This window comes from Pseudomonas sp. GW822-FHT03F08 (genome assembly GCF_058801265.1).
In genome coordinates, this window is sequence record NZ_JBXANC010000008.1 from 18,490 (window position 1) to 43,307 (window position 24,818).

General features: G+C 61.5%; 29 protein-coding genes. 16 read left to right on the plus strand and 13 right to left on the minus strand.

Annotated features, from left to right (window positions below; translation table 11 throughout):
• The first annotated feature begins 107 nt into the window (after window positions 1-107).
• The 3 genes from AC1RME_RS20355 to AC1RME_RS20365 all read left to right on the plus strand — a co-directional run bounded on the left by AC1RME_RS20355 (window position 108) and on the right by AC1RME_RS20365 (window position 2,912).
• Complete coding sequence (locus tag AC1RME_RS20355) at window positions 108-887, plus strand: ABC transporter substrate-binding protein (protein ID WP_011333505.1); 780 nt, start codon at window positions 108-110, stop codon at window positions 885-887.
• A gap of 127 nt (window positions 888-1,014) precedes the next feature.
• Complete coding sequence (locus AC1RME_RS20360) at window positions 1,015-2,127, plus strand: succinylglutamate desuccinylase/aspartoacylase family protein (RefSeq protein WP_096822898.1); 1,113 nt, start codon at window positions 1,015-1,017, stop codon at window positions 2,125-2,127.
• A 68-nt stretch (window positions 2,128-2,195) separates the two neighbouring features.
• On the plus strand, window positions 2,196-2,912 hold the full coding sequence (locus AC1RME_RS20365) for an alpha/beta hydrolase (RefSeq protein WP_493091669.1): 717 nt from the start codon (window positions 2,196-2,198) through the stop codon (window positions 2,910-2,912).
• A 3-nt stretch (window positions 2,913-2,915) separates the two neighbouring features.
• On the opposite strand, the gene AC1RME_RS20370 is transcribed toward AC1RME_RS20365, so the two are convergent.
• Both AC1RME_RS20370 and AC1RME_RS20375 read right to left on the minus strand, forming a co-directional pair.
• Window positions 2,916-3,482: a DcrB/PsbP domain-containing protein gene (locus AC1RME_RS20370; RefSeq protein ID WP_096822896.1), complete on the minus strand. Its 567-nt coding sequence runs from the start codon at window positions 3,480-3,482 to the stop codon at window positions 2,916-2,918.
• A gap of 86 nt (window positions 3,483-3,568) precedes the next feature.
• Complete coding sequence (locus AC1RME_RS20375; RefSeq protein ID WP_096822895.1) at window positions 3,569-4,342, minus strand: hypothetical protein; 774 nt, start codon at window positions 4,340-4,342, stop codon at window positions 3,569-3,571.
• A gap of 147 nt (window positions 4,343-4,489) precedes the next feature.
• Between AC1RME_RS20375 and AC1RME_RS20380 the strand changes: the two genes are divergently transcribed.
• Both AC1RME_RS20380 and AC1RME_RS20385 read left to right on the plus strand, forming a co-directional pair.
• Window positions 4,490-5,029, plus strand: coding sequence for a chalcone isomerase family protein (locus AC1RME_RS20380; RefSeq protein ID WP_096822894.1), 540 nt, complete (start codon window positions 4,490-4,492; stop codon window positions 5,027-5,029).
• Window positions 5,030-5,105: 76 nt separating this feature from the next.
• Window positions 5,106-6,425, plus strand: coding sequence for an Nramp family divalent metal transporter (locus AC1RME_RS20385; protein WP_493073468.1), 1,320 nt, complete (start codon window positions 5,106-5,108; stop codon window positions 6,423-6,425).
• On the opposite strand, the gene AC1RME_RS20390 is transcribed toward AC1RME_RS20385, so the two are convergent.
• A complete protein-coding gene (locus AC1RME_RS20390) occupies window positions 6,422-7,315 on the minus strand; it encodes a LysR family transcriptional regulator (protein WP_096822916.1) in 894 nt (297 codons plus the stop codon). The two genes, AC1RME_RS20385 and AC1RME_RS20390, sit on opposite strands and share 4 nt — an antisense overlap.
• An 18-nt stretch (window positions 7,316-7,333) precedes the next feature.
• Between AC1RME_RS20390 and AC1RME_RS20395 the strand changes: the two genes are divergently transcribed.
• Window positions 7,334-8,032, plus strand: coding sequence for an NADPH-dependent F420 reductase (locus tag AC1RME_RS20395; RefSeq protein ID WP_141401806.1), 699 nt, complete (start codon window positions 7,334-7,336; stop codon window positions 8,030-8,032).
• Window positions 8,033-8,138: 106 nt separating this feature from the next.
• Here the strand turns inward: AC1RME_RS20395 and AC1RME_RS20400 are convergent, their stop codons facing one another.
• Genes AC1RME_RS20400 through AC1RME_RS20410 form a run of 3 tightly spaced genes read right to left on the minus strand, consistent with a single transcriptional unit; the run spans window position 8,139 to window position 10,720 of the window.
• Window positions 8,139-9,320 carry an acetyl-CoA C-acetyltransferase gene (locus tag AC1RME_RS20400; RefSeq protein ID WP_007956270.1) on the minus strand — a complete coding sequence of 394 codons (1,182 nt, stop codon included), beginning with the start codon at window positions 9,318-9,320 and terminating at the stop codon, window positions 8,139-8,141.
• A gap of 11 nt (window positions 9,321-9,331) precedes the next feature.
• Window positions 9,332-9,997: a CoA transferase subunit B gene (locus AC1RME_RS20405; RefSeq protein WP_085648845.1), complete on the minus strand. Its 666-nt coding sequence runs from the start codon at window positions 9,995-9,997 to the stop codon at window positions 9,332-9,334.
• A gap of 24 nt (window positions 9,998-10,021) precedes the next feature.
• Window positions 10,022-10,720 carry a CoA transferase subunit A gene (locus AC1RME_RS20410; protein ID WP_085698663.1) on the minus strand — a complete coding sequence of 233 codons (699 nt, stop codon included), beginning with the start codon at window positions 10,718-10,720 and terminating at the stop codon, window positions 10,022-10,024.
• A 221-nt stretch (window positions 10,721-10,941) separates the two neighbouring features.
• Between AC1RME_RS20410 and AC1RME_RS20415 the strand changes: the two genes are divergently transcribed.
• Window positions 10,942-11,820 carry a LysR family transcriptional regulator gene (locus AC1RME_RS20415; RefSeq protein WP_096822891.1) on the plus strand — a complete coding sequence of 293 codons (879 nt, stop codon included), beginning with the start codon at window positions 10,942-10,944 and terminating at the stop codon, window positions 11,818-11,820.
• Window positions 11,821-11,830: 10 nt separating this feature from the next.
• On the opposite strand, the gene AC1RME_RS20420 is transcribed toward AC1RME_RS20415, so the two are convergent.
• The 3 genes from AC1RME_RS20420 to AC1RME_RS20430 form a co-directional block, all read right to left on the minus strand.
• Window positions 11,831-12,673, minus strand: coding sequence for an NAD-dependent protein deacetylase (locus tag AC1RME_RS20420; protein WP_096822890.1), 843 nt, complete (start codon window positions 12,671-12,673; stop codon window positions 11,831-11,833).
• A gap of 80 nt (window positions 12,674-12,753) precedes the next feature.
• Complete coding sequence (locus tag AC1RME_RS20425) at window positions 12,754-13,800, minus strand: class I SAM-dependent methyltransferase (RefSeq protein ID WP_096822889.1); 1,047 nt, start codon at window positions 13,798-13,800, stop codon at window positions 12,754-12,756.
• A gap of 53 nt (window positions 13,801-13,853) precedes the next feature.
• Complete coding sequence (locus tag AC1RME_RS20430) at window positions 13,854-14,120, minus strand: DUF3077 domain-containing protein (RefSeq protein ID WP_176504908.1); 267 nt, start codon at window positions 14,118-14,120, stop codon at window positions 13,854-13,856.
• Window positions 14,121-14,405: 285 nt separating this feature from the next.
• Here AC1RME_RS20430 and AC1RME_RS20435 point away from each other — a divergent pair, with 285 nt between their 5' ends.
• The 3 genes from AC1RME_RS20435 to AC1RME_RS20445 all read left to right on the plus strand — a co-directional run bounded on the left by AC1RME_RS20435 (window position 14,406) and on the right by AC1RME_RS20445 (window position 16,880).
• Window positions 14,406-14,939 carry a YjaZ family protein gene (locus AC1RME_RS20435; RefSeq protein ID WP_096822915.1) on the plus strand — a complete coding sequence of 178 codons (534 nt, stop codon included), beginning with the start codon at window positions 14,406-14,408 and terminating at the stop codon, window positions 14,937-14,939.
• A gap of 359 nt (window positions 14,940-15,298) precedes the next feature.
• A complete protein-coding gene (locus tag AC1RME_RS20440) occupies window positions 15,299-16,138 on the plus strand; it encodes an HvfB family MNIO-type RiPP peptide maturase (RefSeq protein ID WP_096822888.1) in 840 nt (279 codons plus the stop codon).
• Window positions 16,131-16,880, plus strand: a complete 750-nt coding sequence (locus AC1RME_RS20445) for an HvfC family RiPP maturation protein (RefSeq protein ID WP_096822887.1) — start codon at window positions 16,131-16,133, stop codon at window positions 16,878-16,880. The genes AC1RME_RS20440 and AC1RME_RS20445 overlap by 8 nt, the downstream gene beginning before the upstream one ends.
• Before the next feature lie 59 nt (window positions 16,881-16,939).
• Here the strand turns inward: AC1RME_RS20445 and AC1RME_RS20450 are convergent, their stop codons facing one another.
• Window positions 16,940-18,247 (minus strand): sensor histidine kinase, encoded by a 1,308-nt coding sequence (locus AC1RME_RS20450; RefSeq protein ID WP_096822886.1) that lies wholly within the window; start codon window positions 18,245-18,247, stop codon window positions 16,940-16,942.
• Window positions 18,244-18,984, minus strand: coding sequence for a response regulator (locus tag AC1RME_RS20455; protein ID WP_085708690.1), 741 nt, complete (start codon window positions 18,982-18,984; stop codon window positions 18,244-18,246). The genes AC1RME_RS20450 and AC1RME_RS20455 overlap by 4 nt, the downstream gene beginning before the upstream one ends.
• Before the next feature lie 307 nt (window positions 18,985-19,291).
• Between AC1RME_RS20455 and AC1RME_RS20460 the strand changes: the two genes are divergently transcribed.
• The 3 genes from AC1RME_RS20460 to AC1RME_RS20470 all read left to right on the plus strand — a co-directional run bounded on the left by AC1RME_RS20460 (window position 19,292) and on the right by AC1RME_RS20470 (window position 21,172).
• Window positions 19,292-19,555 carry a DUF2790 domain-containing protein gene (locus AC1RME_RS20460; protein ID WP_096822885.1) on the plus strand — a complete coding sequence of 88 codons (264 nt, stop codon included), beginning with the start codon at window positions 19,292-19,294 and terminating at the stop codon, window positions 19,553-19,555.
• Window positions 19,556-19,582: 27 nt separating this feature from the next.
• Window positions 19,583-19,879: a hypothetical protein gene (locus tag AC1RME_RS20465; protein WP_096822884.1), complete on the plus strand. Its 297-nt coding sequence runs from the start codon at window positions 19,583-19,585 to the stop codon at window positions 19,877-19,879.
• A gap of 78 nt (window positions 19,880-19,957) precedes the next feature.
• Window positions 19,958-21,172: a cytochrome c biogenesis protein DipZ gene (locus tag AC1RME_RS20470; RefSeq protein WP_096822883.1), complete on the plus strand. Its 1,215-nt coding sequence runs from the start codon at window positions 19,958-19,960 to the stop codon at window positions 21,170-21,172.
• 18 nt (window positions 21,173-21,190) lie between these two features.
• On the opposite strand, the gene AC1RME_RS20475 is transcribed toward AC1RME_RS20470, so the two are convergent.
• The gene (locus AC1RME_RS20475; RefSeq protein WP_096822882.1) at window positions 21,191-21,652 is read right to left on the minus strand and encodes a GNAT family N-acetyltransferase; all 462 of its coding nucleotides are present in this window, start codon (window positions 21,650-21,652) and stop codon (window positions 21,191-21,193) included.
• Window positions 21,653-21,877: 225 nt separating this feature from the next.
• On the opposite strand from AC1RME_RS20475, the gene AC1RME_RS20480 reads away from it, so the two are divergent.
• Together AC1RME_RS20480 and AC1RME_RS20485 are read left to right on the plus strand one after the other, a co-directional pair.
• Complete coding sequence (locus AC1RME_RS20480; RefSeq protein WP_096822881.1) at window positions 21,878-22,150, plus strand: DUF4242 domain-containing protein; 273 nt, start codon at window positions 21,878-21,880, stop codon at window positions 22,148-22,150.
• Between the two features lie 33 nt (window positions 22,151-22,183).
• Window positions 22,184-22,996: a class I SAM-dependent methyltransferase gene (locus tag AC1RME_RS20485; protein ID WP_096822880.1), complete on the plus strand. Its 813-nt coding sequence runs from the start codon at window positions 22,184-22,186 to the stop codon at window positions 22,994-22,996.
• Window positions 22,997-23,041: 45 nt separating this feature from the next.
• Here AC1RME_RS20485 and pcsA read toward each other — a convergent pair whose 3' ends face one another.
• Window positions 23,042-23,764 carry a phosphatidylcholine synthase gene (pcsA, locus tag AC1RME_RS20490; RefSeq protein WP_096822879.1) on the minus strand — a complete coding sequence of 241 codons (723 nt, stop codon included), beginning with the start codon at window positions 23,762-23,764 and terminating at the stop codon, window positions 23,042-23,044.
• 259 nt (window positions 23,765-24,023) lie between these two features.
• On the opposite strand from pcsA, the gene AC1RME_RS20495 reads away from it, so the two are divergent.
• Entirely contained in the window at window positions 24,024-24,767 is a 744-nt protein-coding gene (locus AC1RME_RS20495; protein ID WP_096822878.1) for a tellurite resistance TerB family protein, read from the plus strand.
• The last annotated feature ends 51 nt before the right edge of the window (window positions 24,768-24,818 follow it).

Consider the following 24,818-nt stretch of genomic DNA (forward strand, 5'->3'; position numbering starts at 1 on the left):
ACCGCCATAGACTGCCGGCCACTTCGGTTTCTTTGCGCTCCATAGCCCAAGGCCGAACCTGACAATCGAAAGCTGCCAATAAAAGCCTCCGCACACGGGAGTAATAAATGAAAAAGCTGGTTATGTTCGGTGCCCTGGCACTGTCGATGTTGTCCCTGACCGCCGTGGCCGAAGACGCCAAACCGATCCGTATCGGTATCGAAGCCGGTTACCCGCCATTCTCGATGAAAACCCCTGACGGCAAACTGGCCGGTTTCGACGTGGACATCGGCGATGCGCTGTGTGAGCAGATGAAAGTCAAATGCACCTGGGTCGAGCAAGAGTTCGACGGCCTGATCCCGGCGCTGAAAGTGAAGAAGATCGACGCGATCCTGTCCTCGATGACCATCACTGACGATCGCAAGAAAAACGTCGATTTCACCATCAAGTACTACCACACCCCGGCGCGCTTCGTGATGAAGGCAGGCTCCGGCGTGAAAGATCCGCTGACCGAACTCAAAGGCAAGAAAGTCGGCGTGCTGCGCGCCAGTACCCACGACCGCTACGCCACCGAAGTGCTGGTGCCGGCCGGGATCGAACTGGTGCGTTACGGCTCGCAGCAGGAAGCTAACCTCGACATGGTCTCCGGTCGTATCGACGCGATGCTGGCCGACTCGGTCAACCTGAGCGACGGCTTCCTGAAAACCGACGCCGGCAAAGGCTTCGAATTCGTCGGCCCGACCTACGAAGACGCCAAATACTTCGGCGGCGGCGCCGGTATTGCCGTGCGTAAAGGCGATACCGAGCTGGCGGAAAAATTCAACACTGCCATCAACGAAATCCGCGCCAACGGCAAGTACAAGCAAGTGCAGGACAAGTACTTCGACTTTGACGTGTACGGCCATTAATACGCCGTAGAAAAAAGTGGCCCCGTTGACGCGGTGGCCACTTTTTTTTCGCCTGTGATTTATCCTGTCAGCACATTTTCAATGCAGTCACTGTGCAGCAGCGACTACAGAATTTCCGGAGTTCCCCATGCAACGCATCGATCATGTACTGCCCTGGAGCCACTTGGGCAGCGAACGCTCCCTCAGCGTCTTTCGTTACGGCGCCGGCCCGCGCAAGGTCTACATCCAGGCCAGCCTGCACGCCGATGAGCTGCCGGGCATGCGCACCGCGTGGGAACTCAAGCAGCGCCTGAACGAGCTGGAACAGCAAGGCCGTCTACAGGGCGTGATCGAACTGGTGCCGGTGGCCAACCCCATCGGCCTCGATCAGCACCTGCAAGGCAGTCACATGGGCCGTTTCGAACTGGCGAGCGGCAAGAATTTCAACCGCTCCTTCGTCGAACTCAGCGCCCCGGTGGCCGAGCGCATCGGCGATCAGTTGGGCAGCGATGCCCTGGCCAACATCGGCTTGATTCGCCAGAGCATGGGCCAGGTACTCGACGAGCTGCCGGCCCCGGCCTCGCAACTGGAAGCGTTGCACCGTCTGCTGCTGCGCCACGCGTGCGATGCCGATGTCACGCTGGACCTGCATTGCGATTTCGACGCCGCGATCCACATTTACGCGCTGCCGCAACACTGGCCGCAATGGCAATCCCTCGCTGCACGTCTGAAGGCTGGCGTGGCGCTGTTGTGTGAAGACTCCGGCGGCAGTTCGTTCGATGAATCGTGCTCCACGCCGTGGTTGCGCCTGGCGCGGATGTTCCCGGCGGCGGCGATCCCGCCGGCCAACCTCGCCACCACCCTGGAACTGGGCAGCATGGGCGACACCCGCGTCGATCAGGCCCAGGCCAATTGCGAAGCGATTCTGGGTTTCCTCGCCGAACAGGGCTTCATCAGCGGCGAATGGCCGAAGGCACCCGATGAATGCTGTGAAGGCATGCCGTTCGAAGGCACCGAATACCTGTTCGCCCCGCACCATGGCGTGGTGAGTTTCCTGCGTAATGCCGGTGAATGGGTCGAGCGCGGTGATGCGTTGTTCGAAGTGGTCGATCCGTTGAAAGATCGCGTGACCACCGTGCGTGCCGGCACCAGCGGCGTGTTGTTTGCCATCGACCGTGGACGCTACACCCAGCCGGGTACCTGGCAGGCGAAAGTGGCGGGGCGAGAGCCGATTCGGGCGGGCAAGCTGATCAACGACTGACGACCCCCATCTTCCGGATCACAGTGTTAGGCTCTGCCCCGAACCCTGCACTGTGTGAAGGAAGGCTTATGTTGAAGGTGTTTGCTCTGTTGACCCTGCTGGCGTCCAGCGCTGTCCATGCTCAAACCTCGCTGCAAACCGATTTGCCGCTCAACTACCTGGCCCAGGCTCACCCGGATGCCGAACAGCGTCCGCTGGTGCTTTTCCTGCACGGCTACGGCAGTAACGAGGCCGATCTGATCGGTATGAAATTTCAGCTGCCCAAGCAGTACAACTACCTGTCGGTGCAGGCGCCGATGGCGTTGGGGGAAGGGCGTTTCCAGTGGTTTCGCAAGAAAGGCGACGGTGCCTACAACGGCGAGACCGATGATCTGAAGATCGCCAGCCAGAAGCTGCGAGCCTTTATCGCCGCAGCCGCGCAGAAATATCACGCCCGACCGGACAAGGTGTACCTGATCGGTTTCAGCCAGGGCGCGATGATGACGTATGAGGTGGGGCTGCGGCAGCCAGCGGTGGTCGGTGGCATCGCCGCGTTGAGCGGGCGAGTGTTGCCGGTGCTCAAGAGTGAGCTGACGTCAGAGCAACAACATCCGCCGCTGGAAATCTTCATCGGCCACGGCACGGCGGATGACCAGGTGCCTTACAGTGGCGCCACCGCAGCCAAAGAGCTGCTGGAGAAGCTGGATTACAAACCGGCGTTCCATGCCTATCCCGGCGTCGGCCACAGCATCAGCGCGGCCGAGCTTCGGGACTTGAACGACTGGTTGCAGCAACTCAACCCTTGAGGATCATTTTTCGCTGAGGATGGTTTTTACCAGCGCATCGTGACCGCTCTTGTCGCTGGCCCGGGAAATCACCTGAACCAGCGCCATGTGCGTGCCGGAACCTGCGATCAGCGTGGTATTGAGGGTCTGGCCGCCACCCTGGGTCGCGGTGCTGTCGACCTGACGCAGGCCCAGGCCGTTGCCTTTCTGGGTCAGGCTCTTTTCGCTGAGTTTGTTGAAGTCCGGCAGCGCCTTGCGCTGGGCTTCGATGAAATCGGACACGGTGCCGTCGAGGAACGCGCTGTCGTTATCCTTGACGTTGTTGCCTTCGGGAATCTGGTTTTCGGCGGTAATGACCACCGTCTTGGTCGCGTCGTTGGTGAACATCGTGCCCTTGGCACCGGTCGGGCCGGCCGGCAGCGGGTCACCGACAAAGCCTTTGGGCAGGACAAAACGGAGCTTGCCTTCGAGCATCGAGACTTTCTCGGTGACAGCCTTCTCTTTGGCCTTGGCTGCCTGAGCATTGAGGGCGCCGAAACCGGCCACCGCCGCCAGCAACAGGACGACGGCTTTCTTGCTAAGCAATGACATTCGAATCTCCGAGGGATGGTCGCGCTTGGGCGGCGATCATCCCACGGAGCATGCCCGGCACTCCAGAGCGGTTTGTCCGGGCGGGTTCAGTTCGTCGACGGCGCAGGCGCAGGTTTGGCCAGCAACTGCCGGGTGACCCCGAGCATCGCCACTGAAACGGCCACCGCCACCACGAAGCCGCCGAAGCCCAGACGTGGGACTGTCAGCGCCAACACCAGACAAAACGCCGAAAACGAATACATCCCCGTCGCCGTCGCTCGCAACAACGCAGCGGTAAACGCCGGGCCACGGGTCTGCTGGGAAAACACCGCCATCACACTGCCCAACACCGGAAACACAGCGAGCAATCCGCTCCAACGCTCGCCGACCGTGCTGGCCAGCATCGTCACCACCAGCGTCAACGCCGCGCCGGCAATCATCCGCCAGATCAGTTTGTCCGACTTCGGTGCCGGCCCACTGACCACCGGTTGAACCTTGGGAAACAGGTACGGCGCAGCAAGAAGGGCGGTTGCAGCCGCAGCCACCGAGAACGCTAGCGACGCCGGAATCAGCGACAGGATCAATGCCAGCACGGCCCAGACCGACAAAGACACAACCAGCGCCAACGGCCAGTTCGCCCGCTGCGCCACCTGCGCATACGTGACGCAAAACGCGATCATCGCAAACATGGCCGACAACGCCGCGACCGCCGATTGCGCGGCAAACGCCGGCCCTTGCTCGATGGCGAGGAAGAATAGAATCGGCCCGACCACCACCGGCAACCCCGACAGCCACCCGGCCACACTGGGCCCCCAACGCTTGCCGGCCAGGGAAATCAGCAGCAGGAAACCGGGAATCAGCAGCAGTTTGAGGATCAGCACGCAGGTGTCTCCATCGGGTCAATGAGGGCCACGTTAGCATTGTCGTTAGCGGATTGCTGCATGTGTATGCAAAACATGTATACAAAATGCTGGGCGGGATAGCCAACTATGCTCTGACTATCAGGGTTTACCGGAGTCGATGCCGCGATGAGCAGAACACCGAAGGTGTTGCGTGGGTGCTGCGGAATCGGTTTGTGGGCGCTGTTGCTGACGCCGACCTGGGCCAGTTGGCAGGACGCGGTGCCCGGCGCACAGATCATTGGCACCGGCGATTTCAGTGTGTTCGGTTTCGACATTTATAACGCCCGGTTGTGGAGTGCCGCGCGCCCGCTGGCCGATGGACAGCCCTTCGCCCTGGAATTGATCTACCGGCGCAATGTGTCTCGCGAAGATCTGGTGAAGGCCAGCGTCGATGAGATCAAGCGCCTGGCCGGATCCTCCATCAGTCCTGCGCAACTGGCGTTGTGGCAGGCCCAGATGCAGCAATCGTTCGTCGACGTTCAGGCCGGTACGCGGATAACCGGGGTGTACTTGCCGGGGCAGGGTGCACGGTTCTTCGTGGGGCAGCAGTTGCAGCACGAGATCGACGATCCGCTGTTCGCCCGGGCGTTTTTCGACATCTGGCTTGATCCCCGCACACGCAGTCCCGAGTTGCGTCAGCAATTGCTCGGCACTGCCAAACCCTGAGCGCAGCACGTCTGCTCTTGGGCACGCCGACTGAAACGTCTAAGCTGCGCCTTTCGACTTGTTTCTGGATGTGTGCGTGAAATTCAGCTTGCCCAAAATCGCCACCGCGCCGTTCTGCCCGCCGGAAGTGGCCGGCAGCGTCCCGGTGGATCCGAATGCCTCGTTCTTCAAACGCGTACTGCGTTTTGCCGGCCCGGGTTTGCTGGTGTCGATCGGCTACATGGATCCGGGCAACTGGGCCACCGCCATCGAGGCCGGTTCGCGCTTCGGTTACAGCCTGTTGTTCGTGGTGTTGCTGGCGAGTCTGGCGGGCATGGTCGTGCAATGCCTGTGTTCGCGGCTGGGCATCGCCACCGGGCGCGACTTGGCGCAACTCTCCCGCGAGCGCTACAGCACCCCGACGGCGCGGCTGCAATGGGTGCTGGCGGAAATATCGATCATTGCCACCGACCTTGCGGAAGTGCTTGGCTGCGCGCTGGCGTTCCACCTGCTGCTGGGTTGTTCACTGACGTTCGGCATCGCCCTGACCGCATTCGATACGTTGCTCGTGCTGGCCTTGCAAAATCGCGGTTTCCGGCGGCTGGAAGCGATCATGCTGGTGCTGGTGGGCACCATCGGCGTGTGCTTTTTTGTCGAACTGTTACTGATCAAACCGTACTGGCCGGACGTCGCCCAAGGCTTCAAACCGTCGTTGTCGGCCATCAGCGATGCGGCGCCGCTGTACCTGGCCATCGGCATCCTTGGCGCCACGGTGATGCCGCACAACTTGTACCTGCACACCTCGATCGTACAAACGCGGCTGATCGGCCAGGACCTAGCGAGCAAGCAGGATGCAGTGAACCTGGCGCGCATCGACACCATCGGTTCATTGGCGCTGGCGTTGCTGGTCAACGCGGCGATCCTGATTCTCGCGGCGGCAGCCTTTCATCAAACCGGGCATTCCGACGTGGTGGACATTCAGGACGCCTATCACTTGCTCGATCCGCTGGTGGGCGGCGCGCTGGCCAGTGTGTTGTTCGGCGTGGCGCTGCTGGCGTCGGGGCAGAGTTCGACCTTCACCGGCACCATCGCCGGGCAAGTGATCATGGAAGGCTACCTGAACCTGCGGATTCCCTGCTGGCAGCGGCGCCTCATTACCCGTGGGCTGGCGCTGATTCCGGCGTTCATCGGCGTGTGGCTGATGGGCGATGGCGCGGTGGGCAAGTTGCTGGTGCTGAGCCAGGTGGTGTTGAGCCTGCAACTGCCGTTTGCCCTGTATCCGCTGATTCGCATGACTAACGACAAACAGCTGATGGGGCCGTTTGTGAATCGCTTGCCGACGCGGGTTCTGGCGTGGGGACTGTTTGTGGTGATCAGCGGCGCCAATGCCTGGCTGATCCTGCAGCTGGCCGGCTAGCGGCCGAAGGCATCCACCACAAAATCAATGAACACCCGGGTCTTGGCCGGCATCAAGGTGCGGCTCGGGTAGTACAGCGATATCGCCCCGGCGTCGCACTGCCAGTCGGGCAACAGCCGCACCAGTTCACCGCGTTCTATCTGCACGCTGACATCGGGCAGCACCACCATTGTTATCCCGAGTCCCAGCAGCGCAGCCTTGCGCATGGCCATCGGGTCGTTGAGCACGATGTTCGGGTTGAGCAGGGCGCTGGCCTGTTCGCCGGCGCCGTTGTGCATCTGCCATTGGCGAATGCGCCCGGTGCGCAGGCCGCGCATGACAATGCCCTGGTGGTCGGCGAGGTCTGTCGGATGCTGGGGCAGGGCGCGTCCGGCCAGATAGGCCGGAGAGGCCACTGCCAGTATTTCAGCGGACGCCAGTCGCCGGGAAACCACGCCGGGCGTCAGCTCGAACCCGCCACCAATCGCCACGTCATAACCCTCGGCGATCAAGTCCACCTGACGATTCTCGAAATGCCATTCCGGGCGAATCAAGGGATATCGCGCCAGAAACTCCGGCAGCAGCGGCAGCATGTGATCGATGCCGAACGTCGGCGGCAGGCTGATCTTGAGCACACCCGCCGGCTCGCCGCGCTCGGTCGCCACCGTCGCAATCGCTGCCTGCAAGGCGTCGAGGTTGCCGCCGATGCTCGCCAGAAAACCTTCACCGGCCTCGGTCAGCGACAGCTTGCGGGTCGAGCGCTGAAACAGCCGAACGCCGAGGTTGCGTTCAAGAATCGCCACGTTGCGGCTGACCGCTGCCGGGGTCAGCGCCAGCAACCGTGCGGCGGCGGAGAAGCTGCCGGTCTCGGCGCTGCGGACGAAGGATTCAAGATTGGCGAGGGTTTCCATGGTTTCGACCTGATAGCGATGCTTGAAGATCATTCAAGGCATTACCGGCTAATCAAGTGGGAATGGCAAGCGCAAGATTGGTTTCGAGTCTTACCAATCTTTCTGGAGAACACCATGAGCACTATCGGAATCATCGGCGCTGGCGCCATCGGTTCAGCGTTTGCCAAAGCCTTGTCGCGTCAGGGCATCCCGTTGGTCATCGCCAACAGTCGCGGGCCGGAGACCTTGTCCGGACTGGTCGCGGAACTCGGCCCGACCGCCCGCGCCGTTACCCGTGAAGAAGCCGCTACCCAGGACATCGTGCTGGTCGCAGTGAACTGGTCGAAACTGCCGACGGCGCTGGCCGGGCTGCCGGATTTCGGCGGGCGGATCGTGATCGACGCCAACAACTCGATTGAAGCGCCGTCGTTCAAACCGGTGGATTTGCAGGGGCGGCCGTCCAGCGAAGTCTTCGCTGAGTGGGTGCCTGGGGCGCGGGTGGTCAAGGCGTTCAACCATCTGCTGGCGCGTTTGCTGGAAGCGGATCCGGCGTCGGAGGGTGGCAAGCGCGTGTTGTTTCTGTCCGGGGATGATGCGCAGGCCAAGGCTGAAGTGGGCGCGCTGATCGATCAGCTTGGTTTCTTCGGGATCGACCTGGGCGAGTTGAGCGTGGGCGCGCGACTGGTGCAGTTCCCGGGCGGGCCGTTGCCGGTGCTGAATCTGGTGAAGTTCGCCTGACGGCCGGGCAAAAAAATACCCGGTGCGACGTGAGTCGTACCGGGTTTGTTGCCAACAGGCAGTGGATGTCGTGGATCCGCCGCCCGCTGTTGAACCTCTCTTGCGCTTACGCGCGTTCCAGCGCCAGGGCCACGCCTTGACCGCCGCCGATGCACAGGGTCGCCAGACCCTTTTTCGCATCACGCTTGATCATTTCGTGCAGCAGGGTCACCAGCACACGGCAGCCTGATGCACCGATCGGGTGACCGAGGGCAATGGCGCCGCCATTGACGTTGACCTTGTCCAGATCCCATTGCAGATCTTTGGCCACTGCCAGCGATTGCGCGGCGAAGGCTTCGTTGGCTTCGATCAGATCGAGCTGGCCGATGCTCCAGCCCGCCTTGTCCAGGCAGCGGCGGGTGGCCGACACCGGGCCGATGCCCATGATCGCCGGGTCGACGCCGGCATTGGCGTAAGCGGCGATTTTCGCCAGTACCGGCAGGCCCAGGGCCTTGGCTTTTTCGGCGCTCATCAGAATGACCGCAGCCGCGCCGTCGTTCAGCGACGAAGCGTTGCCGGCGGTGACGCTGCCGTCCTTCTTGAAGGCCGGACGCAGTTTGGCCAGGGATTCGGCGGTGGTGTCGCCGCGTGGCTGCTCGTCGACCTTGAACGCCACCGGATCGCCTTTGCGCTGCGGGATCAGGATCGGGGTGATTTCATCGACAAAACGGCCGGCCTCGATGGCGGCGGCTGCTTTCTGCTGCGAGGCGGCGGCGAAGGCGTCCTGCTGCTCGCGGCTGATCTCGTATTTCTCGACCAGGTTTTCGGCGGTGATGCCCATGTGGTAATCGTTGAACGCATCCCACAGGCCGTCGCTGATCATGGTGTCGACGATTTGCGCGTGACCCATGCGCAGGCCGGTGCGCGCGCCGGGCATGACGTAGTTGGCCAGGCTCATGTTTTCCTGGCCGCCGGCGATGATCACGTCAGCGTCGCCGCAACGGATCGCCTGGGCGCCGAGGTGCAGGGCCTTGAGGCCCGAGCCGCAGACCTTGTTCAGGGTCATGGCGGGTACGGCGTGGGGCAGGCCGGCCTTGATCGCCGACTGGCGCGCCGGGTTCTGGCCGGCGCCGGCGGTCAGCACCTGGCCCATGATCACTTCATCGACCTGAGCACCGTCCAGACCGGTCTGCTCAAGCAACTGGCGGATGACCGCTGCGCCCAGATCCACGGCGGAGACGGTGGCCAGCGATCCCTGGAAACTGCCGATCGCGGTACGCGTGGCGGCAACAATGACGACGTCTTGCATTTTCGAATTCCTCACTCGGCAGCGAACTGCATTTCCGGTACGTGATCCGGGACGATCAGTTTACCAGCGGTTTTGGCGACGATTTCCTCGACGCTGACGCCAGGTGCGCGTTCCTTGAGGACAAAAGCGCCATTTTCGATTTCCAGGTACGCCAGGTCAGTCAGCACGCGCTTGATGCAACCGGCGCCGGTCAGCGGCAGGCTGCACTGGCTCAGCAACTTGGACTCACCGTCCTTGGACGCGTGGGTCATGATGACGATGATGTTGTCGGCACCGGCCACCAGGTCCATCGCACCGCCCATGCCCTTGACCAGTTTGCCGGGGATCATCCACGAGGCGATGTTGCCTTGCACGTCCACCTCGAAGGCGCCGAGCACGGTCAGGTCGACGTGACCGCCGCGGATCATCGCGAAGGACTCGGCCGAGGAAAAGATCGATGCGCCGATACGCGCAGTCACGGTTTGTTTGCCGGCGTTGATCATGTCGGCGTCGATGGTGTCTTCAGTCGGAAACGGGCCCATGCCGAGCAGGCCGTTTTCCGATTGCAGCATGACTTCCATGCCTTCGGGGATGTAGTTGGCGACCAGGGTCGGGATGCCGATGCCGAGGTTCACGTAGTAGCCGTCCTGCATTTCGCGGGCGACGCGTTGAGCCATTTGTTCGCGGGAAAGTGCCATGTTCTTGTTCTCCGTCAGCCTGGATTATTTGCGGATGGTGCGTTGTTCGATACGTTTTTCGAACGTGCCGCAAATGACCCGGTCGACGTAGATACCGGGCGTGTGGATGTGTGCCGGATCCAGTTCGCCGGGTTCGACGATTTCTTCGACTTCGACCACGGTGATCTTGCCGGCGGTGGCGGCCAGCGGGTTGAAGTTCTGGGCGGTGTGGCGGTAGATGACGTTGCCGAAGTGGTCGGCTTTCCAGCCTTTGACGATGGCGAAGTCACCGGTGATGGACTCTTCCATCAGGTACTTGCGACCGTGGAATTCACGCACTTCCTTGCCTTCGGCGACCGGGGTGCCGACGCCGGTGGCGGTGAAAAACGCAGGGATGCCGGCACCGCCTGCGCGCATTTTTTCGGCGAGGGTGCCTTGCGGGGTCAGGACGACTTCGATGTCGCCTTTGAGCAGTTGCTCTTCGAACAGTTTGTTTTCGCCCACGTAGGAGGCGACCACTTTTCTGATCTGGCGATCGGTCAGCAGCACGCCGAGGCCGAAGCCATCAACGCCGCAGTTGTTGGAGACGACGGTGAGGTCGCGGGTGCCTTTGCGCTTGATCTCGGCGATCAGGTTTTCTGGAATGCCGCACAGGCCGAAGCCGCCGGCGATCACGGTCATGCCGTCTTCAAGGCCTGCCATGGCTTCCTCGTAGGAATACACGCGCTTGTCGAAACCTGCCATATGCACCTCTTTTATTGTTTGTCGGGCGGCTGGCTAGCCGAATGGTTGGAGTGTCTCGCCGGGGGATATATTTGTTAAGTTGATTTTTAAGGTTGATTGATTGATAAAGCTCAACAATGGACTTGGTTCTCTGTTCCCACGCAGGAGCGTTGGAGCGATCAAGAAATGCTCGCCGTCGTCGGCGGGCGGATGTACAGCTTAGCCGTTGGAGCGACACGACCATGACCATCAAGCAGATGCGCGCCTTTCTCGCCGTGGCCCAGAGCCTGAGCTTTGCCGTGGCCTGTGAGCGTCTGCACCTGTCGCAATCGGCGCTGAGCCTGACCATCAAGGCGCTGGAGGAGGGGCTGGGCGGGCGTCTGTTCAGCCGCAATACGCGCAACGTGGCGCTGACCCCTGAAGGGGAATCGCTGCTGCCGCTGGCCCGGCGCCTGATCGCCGACTGGGACAACGCCGAAGACGAAATGCGCCAGCGCTTCAGCCTGCAACGGGGGCGAGTGACGCTGGCGGCGATGCCATCGTTTGCCGGCAACCTGCTGCCGCCGATCCTCAAGACCTTCCGTGCGCGCTATCCGAACGTCAACGTGACGGTCAACGACGTGATCAACGAGCAAGTGCTGGAAATGGTCCGAGATCGTCAGGTCGAACTCGGCGTGGCGTTCGAGCCGATGCAGAACACGTCGCTGACCTTCACGCCGCTTTACAGGGATCGCTTCGTCGCGGTGGTGCCACAGGATTCGCCGCTGGCCCAGCGCACCGACATCGACTGGCAGACCTTGCTGCAGGAACCGTTCATTACCCTGCAACGACCGTCCACGGTGCGGGTGATGCTTGAGGAACACTTGCAGGCCCGGGGCATGAAACTGCCGGTGGAGTTTGAAAGCCATCAACTGGCGACGGTCGGGCGAATGGTCGCCAGCGGGCTGGGCGTCAGCGCGGTGCCAGCGTTGTGCGCCGAGCAGATGCGTGAGCTGGGCGCGCGGTGTCTCACGTTGCATGAGCCGGTGGTGGAGCGGGCGATTGGCGTGTTGACGGATTCCGGGAATGAATTGTCGGCGGCGGCGCAGGCGCTTTTTGACATTCTCAAGGCTGAACACTGACCCTCGGAGGTCACGAAGTCAGGCGTTGTGTCAGAAGTGGCAATAGCTGTTCGCAGGACGCTTCAATCTTCAAATCCAGCAACTCATCCGCCCGCGTCTTGCCCAGATTGATCGCAATCAGCGGCTTGCCCCGATCCGCAATCACCCGGCACAGACGAAACGCCGAATACGCCATCAACGACGAGCCGACCACCAGCATCCCGGCCGCATTTTCCGCTGCCGCCATGGCCCGAGCCGCCGTCGGCTGCGCCACGTTCTCACCAAAAAACACCACGTCCGGTTTCATCCGTTCGCCTTCGCAATGCGGACAATGCGGCACCTGGAAACGTGCCTCGAAGGCCGGGTCGAGCAGGGTATCGCCGTCCGGCGCCTGCACGGCGTCGACACCCGCCAGATACGGGTTCTGCGTTTCCATCAATTGCTGAATCGAATCCCGCTCGCTGCGCTGACCACAATCCAGGCACAACACCCGATGCAGGCTGCCGTGCAGTTCAATGACGTCGTGGCTGCCGGCCTGATCGTGCAAGGTGTCGACATTCTGGGTGATCAGGCCGCCGATCCGGCCGTGGCTTTGCAGGCTGGCCAGCGCTTCATGAGCCGCGTTCGGTTGCGCCTGACGCACACGGGGCCAGCCGAGCATCGCTCGGGCCCAGTAGCGGCGGCGCGACTCGGGCGCCGACAGAAACTCCTGATACATCATCGGCTGTCGGCCCCGGCGCACGCCGTTGGTATCGCGGTAGTCCGGGATGCCCGACGGCGTGCTGATCCCGGCGCCGGTCAGCACCACGAAATCGCCGTCGGCCATGGCCTGTTGCAGGTAATCGAGATGTTCGTGGAGGGGGCGGTCGAGCATGGTCAGCGCTCCGCAGGCTGTGAGTGCCTTGCAGGTTAGCACTGTCAGGCGCCTCTTAAAGAGGCGCCCGGTGCCGACGTTTACTTGCGAGCCTCCAGAATCAGGTTGAACGGCGTCTGCGTCGCCCGCCGGAACTGCTTGAACCCGGCTTCACTGAACACTTTGCGCAGGCGCATCTCGCCAGCCTGCGCACCGAGCCCCAGGCCCACTTCCTGGGACAGCGAGTTCGGCGTGCAAATGAACGTCGATGCTGCATAGAACAGCCGCCCGACCGGGTTGATATTGTCGTCCAGCGTGTCGTTGGCAAAGGGCTCAACCAGTAACACCGTGCCGTCGTCCTTCAGGCAATCGTAGGCATGTCGCGCCGCGCCGACCGGGTCGCCCATGTCGTGCAGGCAGTCGAAATAGCAGATCAGGTCGTAGTCGTCGCCGGGAAAGCTTTTCGCCGTGCCCTGGAAAAACTTCGCGCGGCTGCTGACGCCGCCTTCTTCAGCACGCTGGGTGGCAACGGTGACCGAAGGTGCGTGGTAGTCGAATCCGACGAAACGCGAGTTGGGATAGGCCTGGGCCATGATCACCGTGGAAGCGCCATGACCACAGCCGACATCGGCGACCTTGGCGCCTTCTTCGAGTTTGGCCACAACGCCCTCCAGCGCCGGCAGCCATTCGGCAATCAAATGTCCTTTGTAGCCGGGGCGGAAGAACCGTTCAGTGCCGGTGAACATGCACGGATGGTGATCACCCCAGGGCAGGGCGCCATTGCCGCGCATGGCTTTGACCAGTTTGTCCTTGTCGTGGAAAAACGATGCCACCACGCCGAGGCCGCCGGCCACGTAGACCGGCGAATCTTCCTTGGCCAGGGCCATCGCCTGTTCTTCCGGCAGGCGGAATTTGCCGTCCAGGTGTTCCATGTAGCCGGACGCCGCGTGGGCGCTCAGCCATTCGCGGACCAGCCGGGAGTTGCAGGCGGTTTTTTCGGCGAGGGTTTCCGGGGAGATCGGTTGGCTGTCGGCCATGGCTTTGTACAAGCCAAGTTCTTCGCCGACGATGACATTGGCCAGCATCGCCGCGCCGCCCATGTCGTTGACCAGTTTGCCCATGAACTCGTTGAGTCTGGCCTCGTCCATGTCATGTGCTCCTGTTAAGGATCACAGTCCGGTGGTGTTGGGGGTCGAGGCATTCACCACCGGGCGGTGGTCGTGGAAACGGGCAGGGCGCCGATAGCGGCCTGCGTCCCCCTCGACTGGGTAATGATTGAGTCTAGCCGCTGTTGGCGCCGGTGGGAGCGGGCTGCGTGGATTTCGAGGCTTGTATCGTTGTATGTCGCGACGGTGCGTGGATACGGTTTAACAAGGCCCAGCAGATCGGAAGCCTGTTCCAGCGCTTTTTTGACAGGGACGCCAGCGCTGAAAGAGAGGCCAGCAAGACGACGCCTGCTGAAAAGCACGATAGGCGCACTTCCTCACGCAACACGCAGATTTTGCCTACAACTTCGACGTGACTCTATCCCATATTCTTAATCGACTCGGTCGAGGCAAGGACTTTTGAGTGCTGAAGTCTTTGTTTATCTGTGAAGTCCGAAGTCACTTCCTCGCACAGGCTGATCGAATCCGCCGAGAAATCATCCCCGCTAAAAGCCATGAACTCTGTCGTCTGCCGGGTTACTCACCGATGGTGCACGCGAGCCGAAGCGCAGAAATGAAATGATGCATTGGATGCAACGGAGAGCGAATTGACCGCCTACTTTCCACCGCTGTGCATAGACGGATCAACGTACAACTTTTCTCATCTCGAACCCTTTACGTTCACGATTCAGAGTCAATTGGCGAAGCGTGATTTACGCGTGCATGTCACTTTTTCGAATCATTGTTTCAGCAAGGGATACGATCAAGACTTACATCCGGCTGGGGAGCCAATCCTGTTCGACCATGCCCAGCGGCAGCGTAGCTTTTGCATGACCCGTTACCGCCTTTCACTGTCACTGACGCCAGTGATCAAGGGATTGAATCATCCCCAGGCGAAAGTTAGTGAAACGGCGGCGATGCGAAACTGGGCGTACTCCATCATGATTGAGGATCCGAGCGGGCCCTACCATGTCTTTTTTGAGTTGCGTCGCGCTGCCGAAGAGAAGCAGCAAGATCTCAATCTGGTCGTGGAAAGCGCTTACCACCAGACTGAAAAGCCGCCCAGGCTGTTCGGGAAAATGGGATTTATGCTGCTGTGCGGTAAGGTCTACCTTCGTCAACCGACCTCCACCAAACGCTGACACCAGAAACGAAAAAAGGCGCCAAAGGCGCCTTTTTCGATTCGGTAAAGCAGATCCAGACACCACTTACGAACCGCCTTGCGCGGTTACAGCTCTCGCTGCTGGGAAGCGCTCAATCTCATCTGGTCAGTCGCTTCGATGGGGGCAAAGCTAACGAAAACTGGCGGATACGTCAATGAATTAGTAACTCGCCGTTCACGAAGAAGTCAGCGGGTTCTGTATCACATTGTGTACAGGCTCGCCGCCGATACAAAACTCGCCATTTCCCGCGCATTGCTCACACAGCGGCGATACACCCACCGGTTTAACTGAGTCTGTCAGTCGCCACGTCCGGCGGCTCTTTTGCAGAGATCTTGCCCATGCAGATTCCCCAACCCACCTTGCAGGCCAGCGTCGGGCTCGGCCTGCGTCGCGGCTTGATGAAGGATCTTCAAGCCGCCCGCACCGGCGATTTCGACTTTCTCGAAGTCGCCCCGGAAAACTGGATCGGCGTCGGTGGTGCCCACGGTGCCGCGCTGCGTGAACTGGCCGAGCGTTATCCGTTGTCCTGCCACGGTTTGTCGTTGTCGCTCGGCGGTTCGGCGCCGCTGGACGTCGACTTCCTTCGGGAAGTCCGGGTGTTTCTCGATCATTACAACGTGCCGCTGTACAGCGAACACTTGAGCTATTGCAGCGACGACGGCCATCTCTATGATCTGCTGCCATTGCCGTTTACCGAAGAAGCCGTGCGCTACGTGGCTGCGCGGATTCGTCAGGCCCAGGACATTCTGGGCCGGCGTCTGGCAGTGGAAAACGTTTCCTATTACGCCGCGCCCCGGCAGGACATGGACGAGGTGACCTTCACCAACGCTGTGCTGCGCGAGGCCGATTGCGACCTGCTGCTGGACGTCAATAACGTCTACGTCAACTCGATCAACCACGGTTTCGATCCGCAGGCGTTTCTGACCGGGATCGAGTCGGGGCGAGTGGTCGGGATGCACGTGGCCGGGCATTTCGACGAGTCCGATACGCTGAAGATCGACACCCACGGCGCGTCGGTGAAACCTGTGGTCTGGTCGCTGCTGGCAGACGCCTACGCACGCTTTGGTGCCCAGCCGACCTTGCTCGAACGCGATTTCAACTTCCCGGCCTTCTCCGAGTTGGTGGCGGAGTTGCAGACCATTCGCCGCTTGCAGAATCAGGGAGGCCAACGTGGATAACCTTGAGCAGCAACAACGGGCCCTGACTCGCTACCTGCGCGATCCCGAGAACGAGACGCCCCCGGCCGCCATGAACGCGGCGCGGGTCAACGTTTATCGCGACCTGGTGTTCAACAATGTCTCGCAATTGTTGGGTGGGACCTTTCCCGTGCTGATCCGGATCATCGGCGATCAGCGCTGGCGCACCCTGATTCGCGGCTTTCTGCGGGACTACCGCGCGCAGACGCCGAAATTCGGTGAGATCGCCGAGGAGTTTGTCGGTTATCTCGCCTCGGAACCCGCCGTATTGAGCGCGGGCGAGTGGCCGGCGTTTCTGGTGGAGCTGGCGCATTACGAGTGGGTGGAAATGGTGTTGCAGCAGTCCGACGCCGAGCCATTGTCGGCAAGTGATCCCGCGTTGCTGGTCGAGCGGCCATTGCGGGTTTCGGCGCTGGCGTGGCCATTGGCGTATGCGTGGCCGGTGCAAATACTCAGCCCTGAACATCAGCCGTCTACACCACCGGCCCAGCCAACCTTGTTGCTGGTACGGCGTGCGGTGGATTTCAGTGTGAAGTTTTCCGAGCTGAGTCCGTTGGCGTGGCGGTTGTTGCAGCGGATTGGCGAATTTCCTGCGCTGAGCGGGCGGGCGCAGCTGGAAGGGTTGGCGATGGAGGCCGGGTTGCCGGGAACTGCGTCATTCATGGACAGCGGATTGGCGTTGCTGCGGCAGATGCATGCAGACGGTGTGATCGGAATCCACTGATCCCACAAACAAAAAAAGACCCGGGGAGCCATCGTGCTCCCCGGGTCTTTTTGTTTGTTTCAGGCCTGAAGCGGTAACTTCAGCTCCGCACACAACCCGCCACCGTCACGGTTGCTCAAATTCAGCGACCCACCGAGTGCCATCGCCAATTGTTGTGCGATGGCCAGGCCCAGCCCCGTGCCGCCAGTGCTGCGGTTGCGCGAATTTTCCACGCGGTAGAACGGCTCCATCACCTGGGCCAGTTCGTCTTCGGCGATGCCCGGCCCGCGATCCATGACTTTGATCGACAGTTCGGTGTGTTTGCGCTCGACGTGCAGTTCGGCAGCGCCGGCGAATTTCAGTGCGTTGTCGGTCAGGTTGACCAGCACGCGGCGCAGGGCGTGGGGGCGGGTGTCGATGACGGCATCGCTCTTGCCGCTCAATTGCACTTCTTTGCCCATGTCCTGATAGTCGAACACCAGGCTGTCGAGGAATGAATCCAGATTGGTGCGCCGACTTTCTTCGGTCGAGCCGTGGATGCTGCGCGCATAGGCCACGCCTTCACGCACCAGATGCTCCATCTCGCCAAGGTCGTTCCACAGTTTGTCCTTTTCCGCCGAATCGTCCATGAACTCCGCGCGCAGTTTCATCCGGGTGATCGGGGTTTGCAGGTCGTGGGAAATCGCCGCCAGCAATTGCATGCGTTCCTTCAGGTACGCGGCGATGCGCGCCTGCATGGTGTTGAACGCACGGGCGGCGTAGGCCACTTCGTTCGGGCCTTTTTCGTCGAGATTGATCGGGTGGGCGTTGGGGTCGAGGGTTTCCACCGCGTTGGCCAGGCGGGTGAGCGGGCGAATGGCGATGCGAACTGCCAGCCAGGTGCAGGCGATCATCAGCGCCAGTTGTCCGAGCAGCACCACGGGTAACCACGGCGACAGCGGCACCATCGAAGGTCGCACATCGATGGTCACCGGGCTGCCGTCGCTCAAGCGCAGGTGGCCCTGAAAGTGCTTTTTCGGCCCGGGAATGTCGGTGAAGGTCAGCGGGTAGGCTTCGCCGATGGCATCGGTGATCGAGGTGACGGCAATCGGCACGTCGCCCGGGCCGATCGGCGTGCCCGGTTCGCCTTCGCTCAGCAGGTAACCGTAGTTGTTCCGGGCCAGGCGTTCGAGCCACATCGGGCGTTCGTCGGCGGGCAGGCGGTCGAGGATCGCGATCGAGGTCGAGACGTCGGTTTCCAGGTTGCCGAGCATGGTGTTCTTCGCGCTTTCATAGCGCTCGTAATACTGCGCACCGAACGACAGCGCCTGCGCCAACAGCAAACCGATCAGGAAAATCAGCGACAACCGTGAGGCCAGGGTACGCGGCCAGTGCAGGGCAAACGTCATGCGGGGGCTCCGAGGATTTCGACCGGTAGCGAGAACACATAACCTTCACTGCGCACGGTCTTGATGTAGGCCGGTTCGCGGGCATCGTCCAGCAGGCGCTGGCGCAAACGGCTGACCAGCAGATCGATGGAGCGGTCGAACAGATCGGCGTCGCGGCCCTGGGTCAGGTTGAGCAACTGATCGCGGCTCAACACCCGTTGCGGATGATCGAGGAACACCCGCAGCAAGCGATATTCCGCACCGCTCAGGGCGACCATGGTGCCGTCGGTGTCCAGCAGATGCCGGGCCGAGGTGTCGAGCTGCCAGCGACCGAACGCCAGCAAGCGGCCGCTTTCGGTAACCACCAGGTTGGGCGGCAGCATCCGTGTACGGCGCAGTACCGCGTTGATCCGCGCCAGCAGTTCACGGGCGGCGAAAGGCTTGGTCAGGTAATCGTCGGCGCCCATTTCCAGGCCGATGATGCGGTCGGTTTCGTCATTGCGGGCGGTGAGCATCAGGACCGGCGTGGCCTTGTGTTTGCCGGCGCGCAATTCGCGGCACAGCAGCAGGCCGTCATCGCCCGGCATCATGATGTCGAGCACGATCAGGTCGACGGTGTTGGCTTCCAGGAAACTGCGCATCTGCCGGCCATCGGCGACCACGGTGGTGCGCAGGCCATTCTTCTTCAGGTAATTGCCAACCAGTTCGCGAATCTCGCGGTCGTCGTCGACGATGAGAATGTGATCGACATGATCCATGGAGCCAAACCTCTATCAAGTGGGGGAATGCCTCGCAGTCTATAGAGCCCGCGCGGGCTCGCCTGCCTGCCTTTGTATTGCAGTGTATCCGGCGCAACGACGGATACACGGGGACGCAAAATCACGATCTTTTCAGGGTTTTGTATCGCTGTGTATCCCTCGGCGGCAGAGATACGTAGCGATTTATACCCGCCATTTCCCGACACAGACGGGATACCTCGCGAGCCTTAAATGAGCTCCATCGAGGCACACCACAGCGCCTCGGCTCAATCAACGACCTACCCATTGAAGCCTTGAGGAAATCGCCATGAACAACAAATCCGTTATCGCCGCCTGCCTGTTTGCGGCCCTGAACATCTGCACCCTGTCGGCCCGCGCCGAAGCGGTTGCCGCTCCGCAAACCTACACCTACGGCACGCATCTGGACATCCAGAAAGTGATCTCGATGAAAGAGGACAAATCGATGACCTGCGGCATCGTCGACGCCCGCATGACTTACCTCGATTCGGCCGGTCAGACCCGCGTTCTCGACTACAGCAAATTTGCCGACGGCTGCGACAACCAGAACTGATCCGCCCCCAGTTAAAGGAAGACCGCCATGAACAACGTATCGCGTTTCTTGACCGCCATTGCCTTCTCGTTTGCTGGTGTTGCGGCGCACGCCAACAGTGCCGTCGAACAGAATAGCTGCGCCGGCAGCACCTGCTTTCAACTGAGCCCGTTGGCCAAGCAGGGCAGCGATGCCTTGATCGCCGCCGACGGCGCCAGCCACACGCCGCAAGGACAGATGGTTGCAGCGGACGGCTCCAGTCATACCCCGCAAGGCCAGACGGTGGCCGAAAACGGCGCCAGCCGAACCCCGCAGAGCCAATGGCTGGACAGCCAGACCGCTTAAGCCCCCGAGCGTGTCTGTCGGTCATTGGTAGACACCTGTTTTATCGGCAGACCGCCCATCCTTCAAGAGGTGAACCTCATGTTCCTTATCGCTTTCCTGGGCGGTCTGTTGACTGTCCTCAGCCCCTGCATCCTGCCGGTGGTGCCGTTCCTGTTTGCGGGCGTTGACCGCAGCCGTTCCTCGATCCTGCTGACCCTCGGCGGCATGGCCCTGACCTTCGCGGCGATTTCCAGCCTGGCGGTGGTCAGCAGCGAGTGGGTGATTCAGGCCAACAACACCGGTCGTCACATCGCGTTGGTGGTGATGGTGCTGTTCGCGCTGTCGCTGATTTCCGCGCGCATTGGTGACTGGTTGGCACGGCCATTTGTACTGCTGGGTAATCGTCTCGATCCGGATACCCGCCAGAAGGCTGGCCCCTTGGGCTCGATCATGATCGGCGTCGCCACGGGCCTGCTGTGGGCGCCGTGTGCCGGCCCGATCCTCGGCGTGATCCTCACCGGCGCCATGCTGCAAGGTGCCAATGCGCAGACCAGCCTGTTGCTGCTGGCCTACGGTGCGGGCAGTGCGTTGTCGCTGGGGACGCTGATCTTCGCCGGTCGCGGCCTGGTCAACCGGTTGAAACCGTCGATCCCGTTCACCGGCTGGTTCCGGCGCGGGGCGGGTGTTGCGGTGTTGGCGGCCGCTGCCGTGATTTCCACCGGCGCGGATAAAACCCTGCTGGCCGGCACCTCGTCCGAAGGCGTCGCCAGCGTCGAGAAAAACGTCTTGGAAAACGCGCCGAAAGTGGTCGACTACTTCATCAGCAAAGTGCGGGCGGACTCGACGGCGGAGGAGCAGGGCAAAGGCGCGATGCCGTCTCTGACCGGCGCAGTGCAATGGCTGAACTCTCCGGAACTGAGCGCCGAATCCCTGCGTGGCAAAGTGGTGCTGGTGGACTTCTGGACCTACGACTGCATCAACTGCCAGCACACGCTGCCATACGTGAAGGACTGGGAGAAAAAGTATGGCAAGGACGGCCTTGTGGTGATTGGCGTGCACACCCCGGAATACGGTTACGAGCGGATCATCGACAACGTCAAGGATCAGGTGAAGAAACTCGGCATCACCTACCCGGTGGCCATCGACAACAACTACGCGATCTGGCGCAACTTCGACAATCAGTACTGGCCGGCGCACTACCTGATCGACGCCAAGGGCCAGGTGCGTTACACCCACTTTGGCGAGGGGCGTTATGAAGCGCAGGAGCAGATGATTCAACAGCTGCTGAAAGAGGCCAAGGCACCTGCGGCCTGAACCGCGAACATCAATGGCTCACAGGTCGCGCACCATGAGCCATTGTTCGTTGTCCCAGGCCTGAAAGCGCTCCAGCACTGTCCAGCCGCGTTTTGCGTAGTAGTCCTGTTTGTTTTGCGTATGCAGGTAGAAACGCGGTAGGCCTCGCTTCTTGGCTTCCTCGGCAATTCCTTCGATCAACTTTTCTGCCAGCCCCTGACCACGAGATTCGGGACTGACCAGCACACAGGCCAGCCAAGGCTCCAGATCCGGTCGTTGCGCAAGATCTGCACGAGCCAGTGCCGCGCCACCGAGCAAGCGCTCGCCGTCCAGTGCGATCAGGCAGCGCCAATCACCATTGGTTTGCCCTTCGGCAAATTCCCGCTGCCATTCGGCCAATGGTTGATGGGCATATTCGTAGTGAAACTGGCGGTGGATCCACTCGGCGTAAGTGTCGCTGTGCTGCATGTGGTCGGCGAGCCATTCGAGGCGCAAGGACATGGTCGGATTCCGTTCTCGGGTCGGGAGCGCATGAGAGCCGATCCGCTCGCGCATTGGCAACCCCCGGCAGTGTTTCGGGACCTTTACAAAATCCCGCCATTCATCGGCGAAAGCCCGGTTTACGGGCTCTTTAGACGATTGGAGGGGACGCCGGGCGGCCTCGGCGCGATAGTGGTGGAGCAGGGTGATGTGAACCCTGTCACACATAAGAAAAGCGAGGTTGCCATGCCGAAATTCGTGATTGAACGCGAGATTCCAGGGGCCGGAAAGCTGTCGGAGCAAGAACTCAAAGCAGTGTCGAAAACGTCCTGCAACGTGCTGCGTGAACTCGGGCCGGAGGTGCAGTGGCTGCAGAGTTACGTCACTGCCGACAAGATTTACTGCGTGTACATCGCACCCAACGAAGAGCTGGTGCGCGAACACGCCCGGCAAGGGGGATTCCCGGCCAACAGCGTGTCCCGGGTGACGACCATCATCGACCCGACGACCGCCGAGTGACGCCTGATCCAACCTGTCGTGGAGCACCTGTTCATGAGTACCCCCGTTGATCTCACTGCCCTGAAGGAACGCCAGAAAGTCGCCTGGGCCAGCGGCGACTACGCCGTGATCGGCACCACCCTGCAGATCGTCGGCGAAACCCTTGCCGAAGCCTGCGACCTGCGTTGCGACGAAGAAGTGCTGGACGTCGCCGCCGGCAATGGCAATGCCACGCTGGCGGCGGCACGCCGTGGTTGTCTGGTGACGTCCACCGACTATGTCGCGGCGCTGCTGGAACGCGGCCAGGACCGGGCGCGAGCCGAACACCTGGACGTGACCTTTCAGGTGGCCGACGCCGAAGCGCTGCCGTTCGCCGATTCCAGTTTCGATGCGGTGCTGTCGACTTTCGGTGTGATGTTCGCACCGGATCAGACCAAGGCTGCGAAGGAGTTGGCGCGCGTCTGTCGCCGTGGCGGGCGGATCGGTCTGGCCAACTGGACGCCGGAAGGCTTCGTCGGCCAGATGTTCAAGACCCTCGGCCGTCATCTGCCACCGCCACCCGGTGCCCAGCCCCCGTCGAACTGGGGCGCGGAAGCCTGGTTGCATTCGCAGTTCGATGATCGCCAGTTCCAGGTGCAGGTGACTCGTCGTCACTTCAACTTCCGCTATCGCTCGGCGGCGCACTTCATCGACATCTTCCGCCACTGGTACGGGCCGGTACACAAGGCGTTCGCGGCGTTGCCGCCGGAGAGCGGGCAGGCGCTGGAAGGCGATCTGACGCAATTGATCGACGGGCTGAACCGGGCAGGACCGGAATCGATGGTGGTGCCCAGTGAGTATCTGGAGGTGGTGATTACCAAACGCTGAGCGCAAACCCGTGTGGGAGCGAGCCTGCTCGCTCCCACGGGATTTCTATTTCAGGTGCGAAGCATCAAACCACTCCAGCGCCGTGCGCCAGATGCAGATGCCGAGAAAGTACGCCGACGCCAGCAACCACAGGCCCATCACCAGTGGATTGATCACCGGGTGGTTGATCACCAGCGACAGACTGCACAGCAACCAGATCGCCGTCACCGCGATATTGATCGGCATGAAGCGGCGTACGCGGAACGGGTGCAGGAATTTCATCCGGGTGATGGTCAGCAAGGCCAGGCCGATCACGGTCAGGAAGGTGATCCACGGCCCCGGGCCGATGATGTACAGGCACAGCGCAACCACGTTCCACGCGGCGGGGAAGCCGACGAAGTAGTTGTCCTTGCTCTTCATGTTGACGTTGCAGAAGCAGAACAGCGACGACACCAGAATCAGCGACACCGTCAGCAGCAGCGTGTAGTCGGGCAGCGGAATGTAGCGATAGATGAACAGCGCCGGAATGAACACATAAGTCAGGTAATCGATCACCAGATCGAGGATCGATCCGTCGAAACTCGGCAGCACCGACTGCACGTTGACCTTGCGCGCCAGCGCGCCGTCGAGGCCGTCGACGATCAGCGCCACACCCAGCCACATCAGGCAGTGGGTCGGCTGGTTTTCCAGCAGGGCGAGGGTGGCCAGAAAGGCAGTGACCACGCCAGTCGCGGTGAAACCATGGGCGCCCCAGGCCTTGAGCCTGGCGATGTGGACGGTCGATATCACAGGGGCGTTCTCCAGAAAGTGAAGCGAGCCGGGTATCACGCTTGATTGACAAGGGTGGCGGCCAACCGGGTCGGGTTTGCAGCTATCGACCGGTCGGGCCGGGATAAGGTTCACCCTTCATGAATCTTAGCTGGCCGGGAAATTTTTTCGACGCCGAAATCGCTTCCCCTCAGCAGCGTCAGCCAAACGGTGCTGGCGCAACGCGTGCGGAGGTCTATCGTTGCCTGACGCTGTTACGCCTTTGCCTGAGGACGATGTCATGAACACCAGTGATCTGCTCGAACAACTGCTGCGAGGCCAGGCCTCGGCGGGACAACAAAGTGGCGCTTCGGCCGGCGATGGCCTGGGCGGGCTCGGCGGTTTGCTGGGTGGCCTGCTGGGCGGCGGCGGTAACAGCGGCGGTGGTTCGCCTGCCGGCGGATTGGGCGGCCTGGGTGGGCTGCTCGGCGGATTGCTCGGTGGCGGAGCCTTGGGTGGCGGGGCGCTTGGCGGCGGTACGCAGAGTCGTTCCGGCGGCACCAACTACGCGGCACTGGCTTCGCTGGGCATGATGGCGTTCCAGGCGTATCAGGCCTGGCAGCGCAGTCAGGCATCGGCGGCGCCGCAACAAACGCCACAAACCGCAGACCTGTTGGCCGGCCCGCAAGTCGAGGAACACAGTCACGCCGTGCTGCGCGCACTGATCGCGGCGGCCAAGGCAGACGGCCGGATCGACGATTCGGAAAAACACCTGATCAGCAGCGAAATCGGCCGCCACACCGACGATCCGAACCTGCAGCAATGGCTCGACGCTGAAGTCGCCAAACCGCTGGATGCCAGCGAAGTCGCGCAAGCCGCCAACAACGATCCGGCGGTGGCCGCCGAAATGTATATCGCCAGCGTGATGCTGGTGGACGACCAGCAGGACGCCGAGCGCAATTACCTGGATGAGCTGGCGGCGGCATTGCAGATCGATCCCGAATTGCAGGTGCATCTGGAGCAGCAGGCTAAAGGCACAGCCTGAAACACGTCATCACCCAAGCCCCGGGCGTTTCCATCCGTCCGGGGCTTTTTT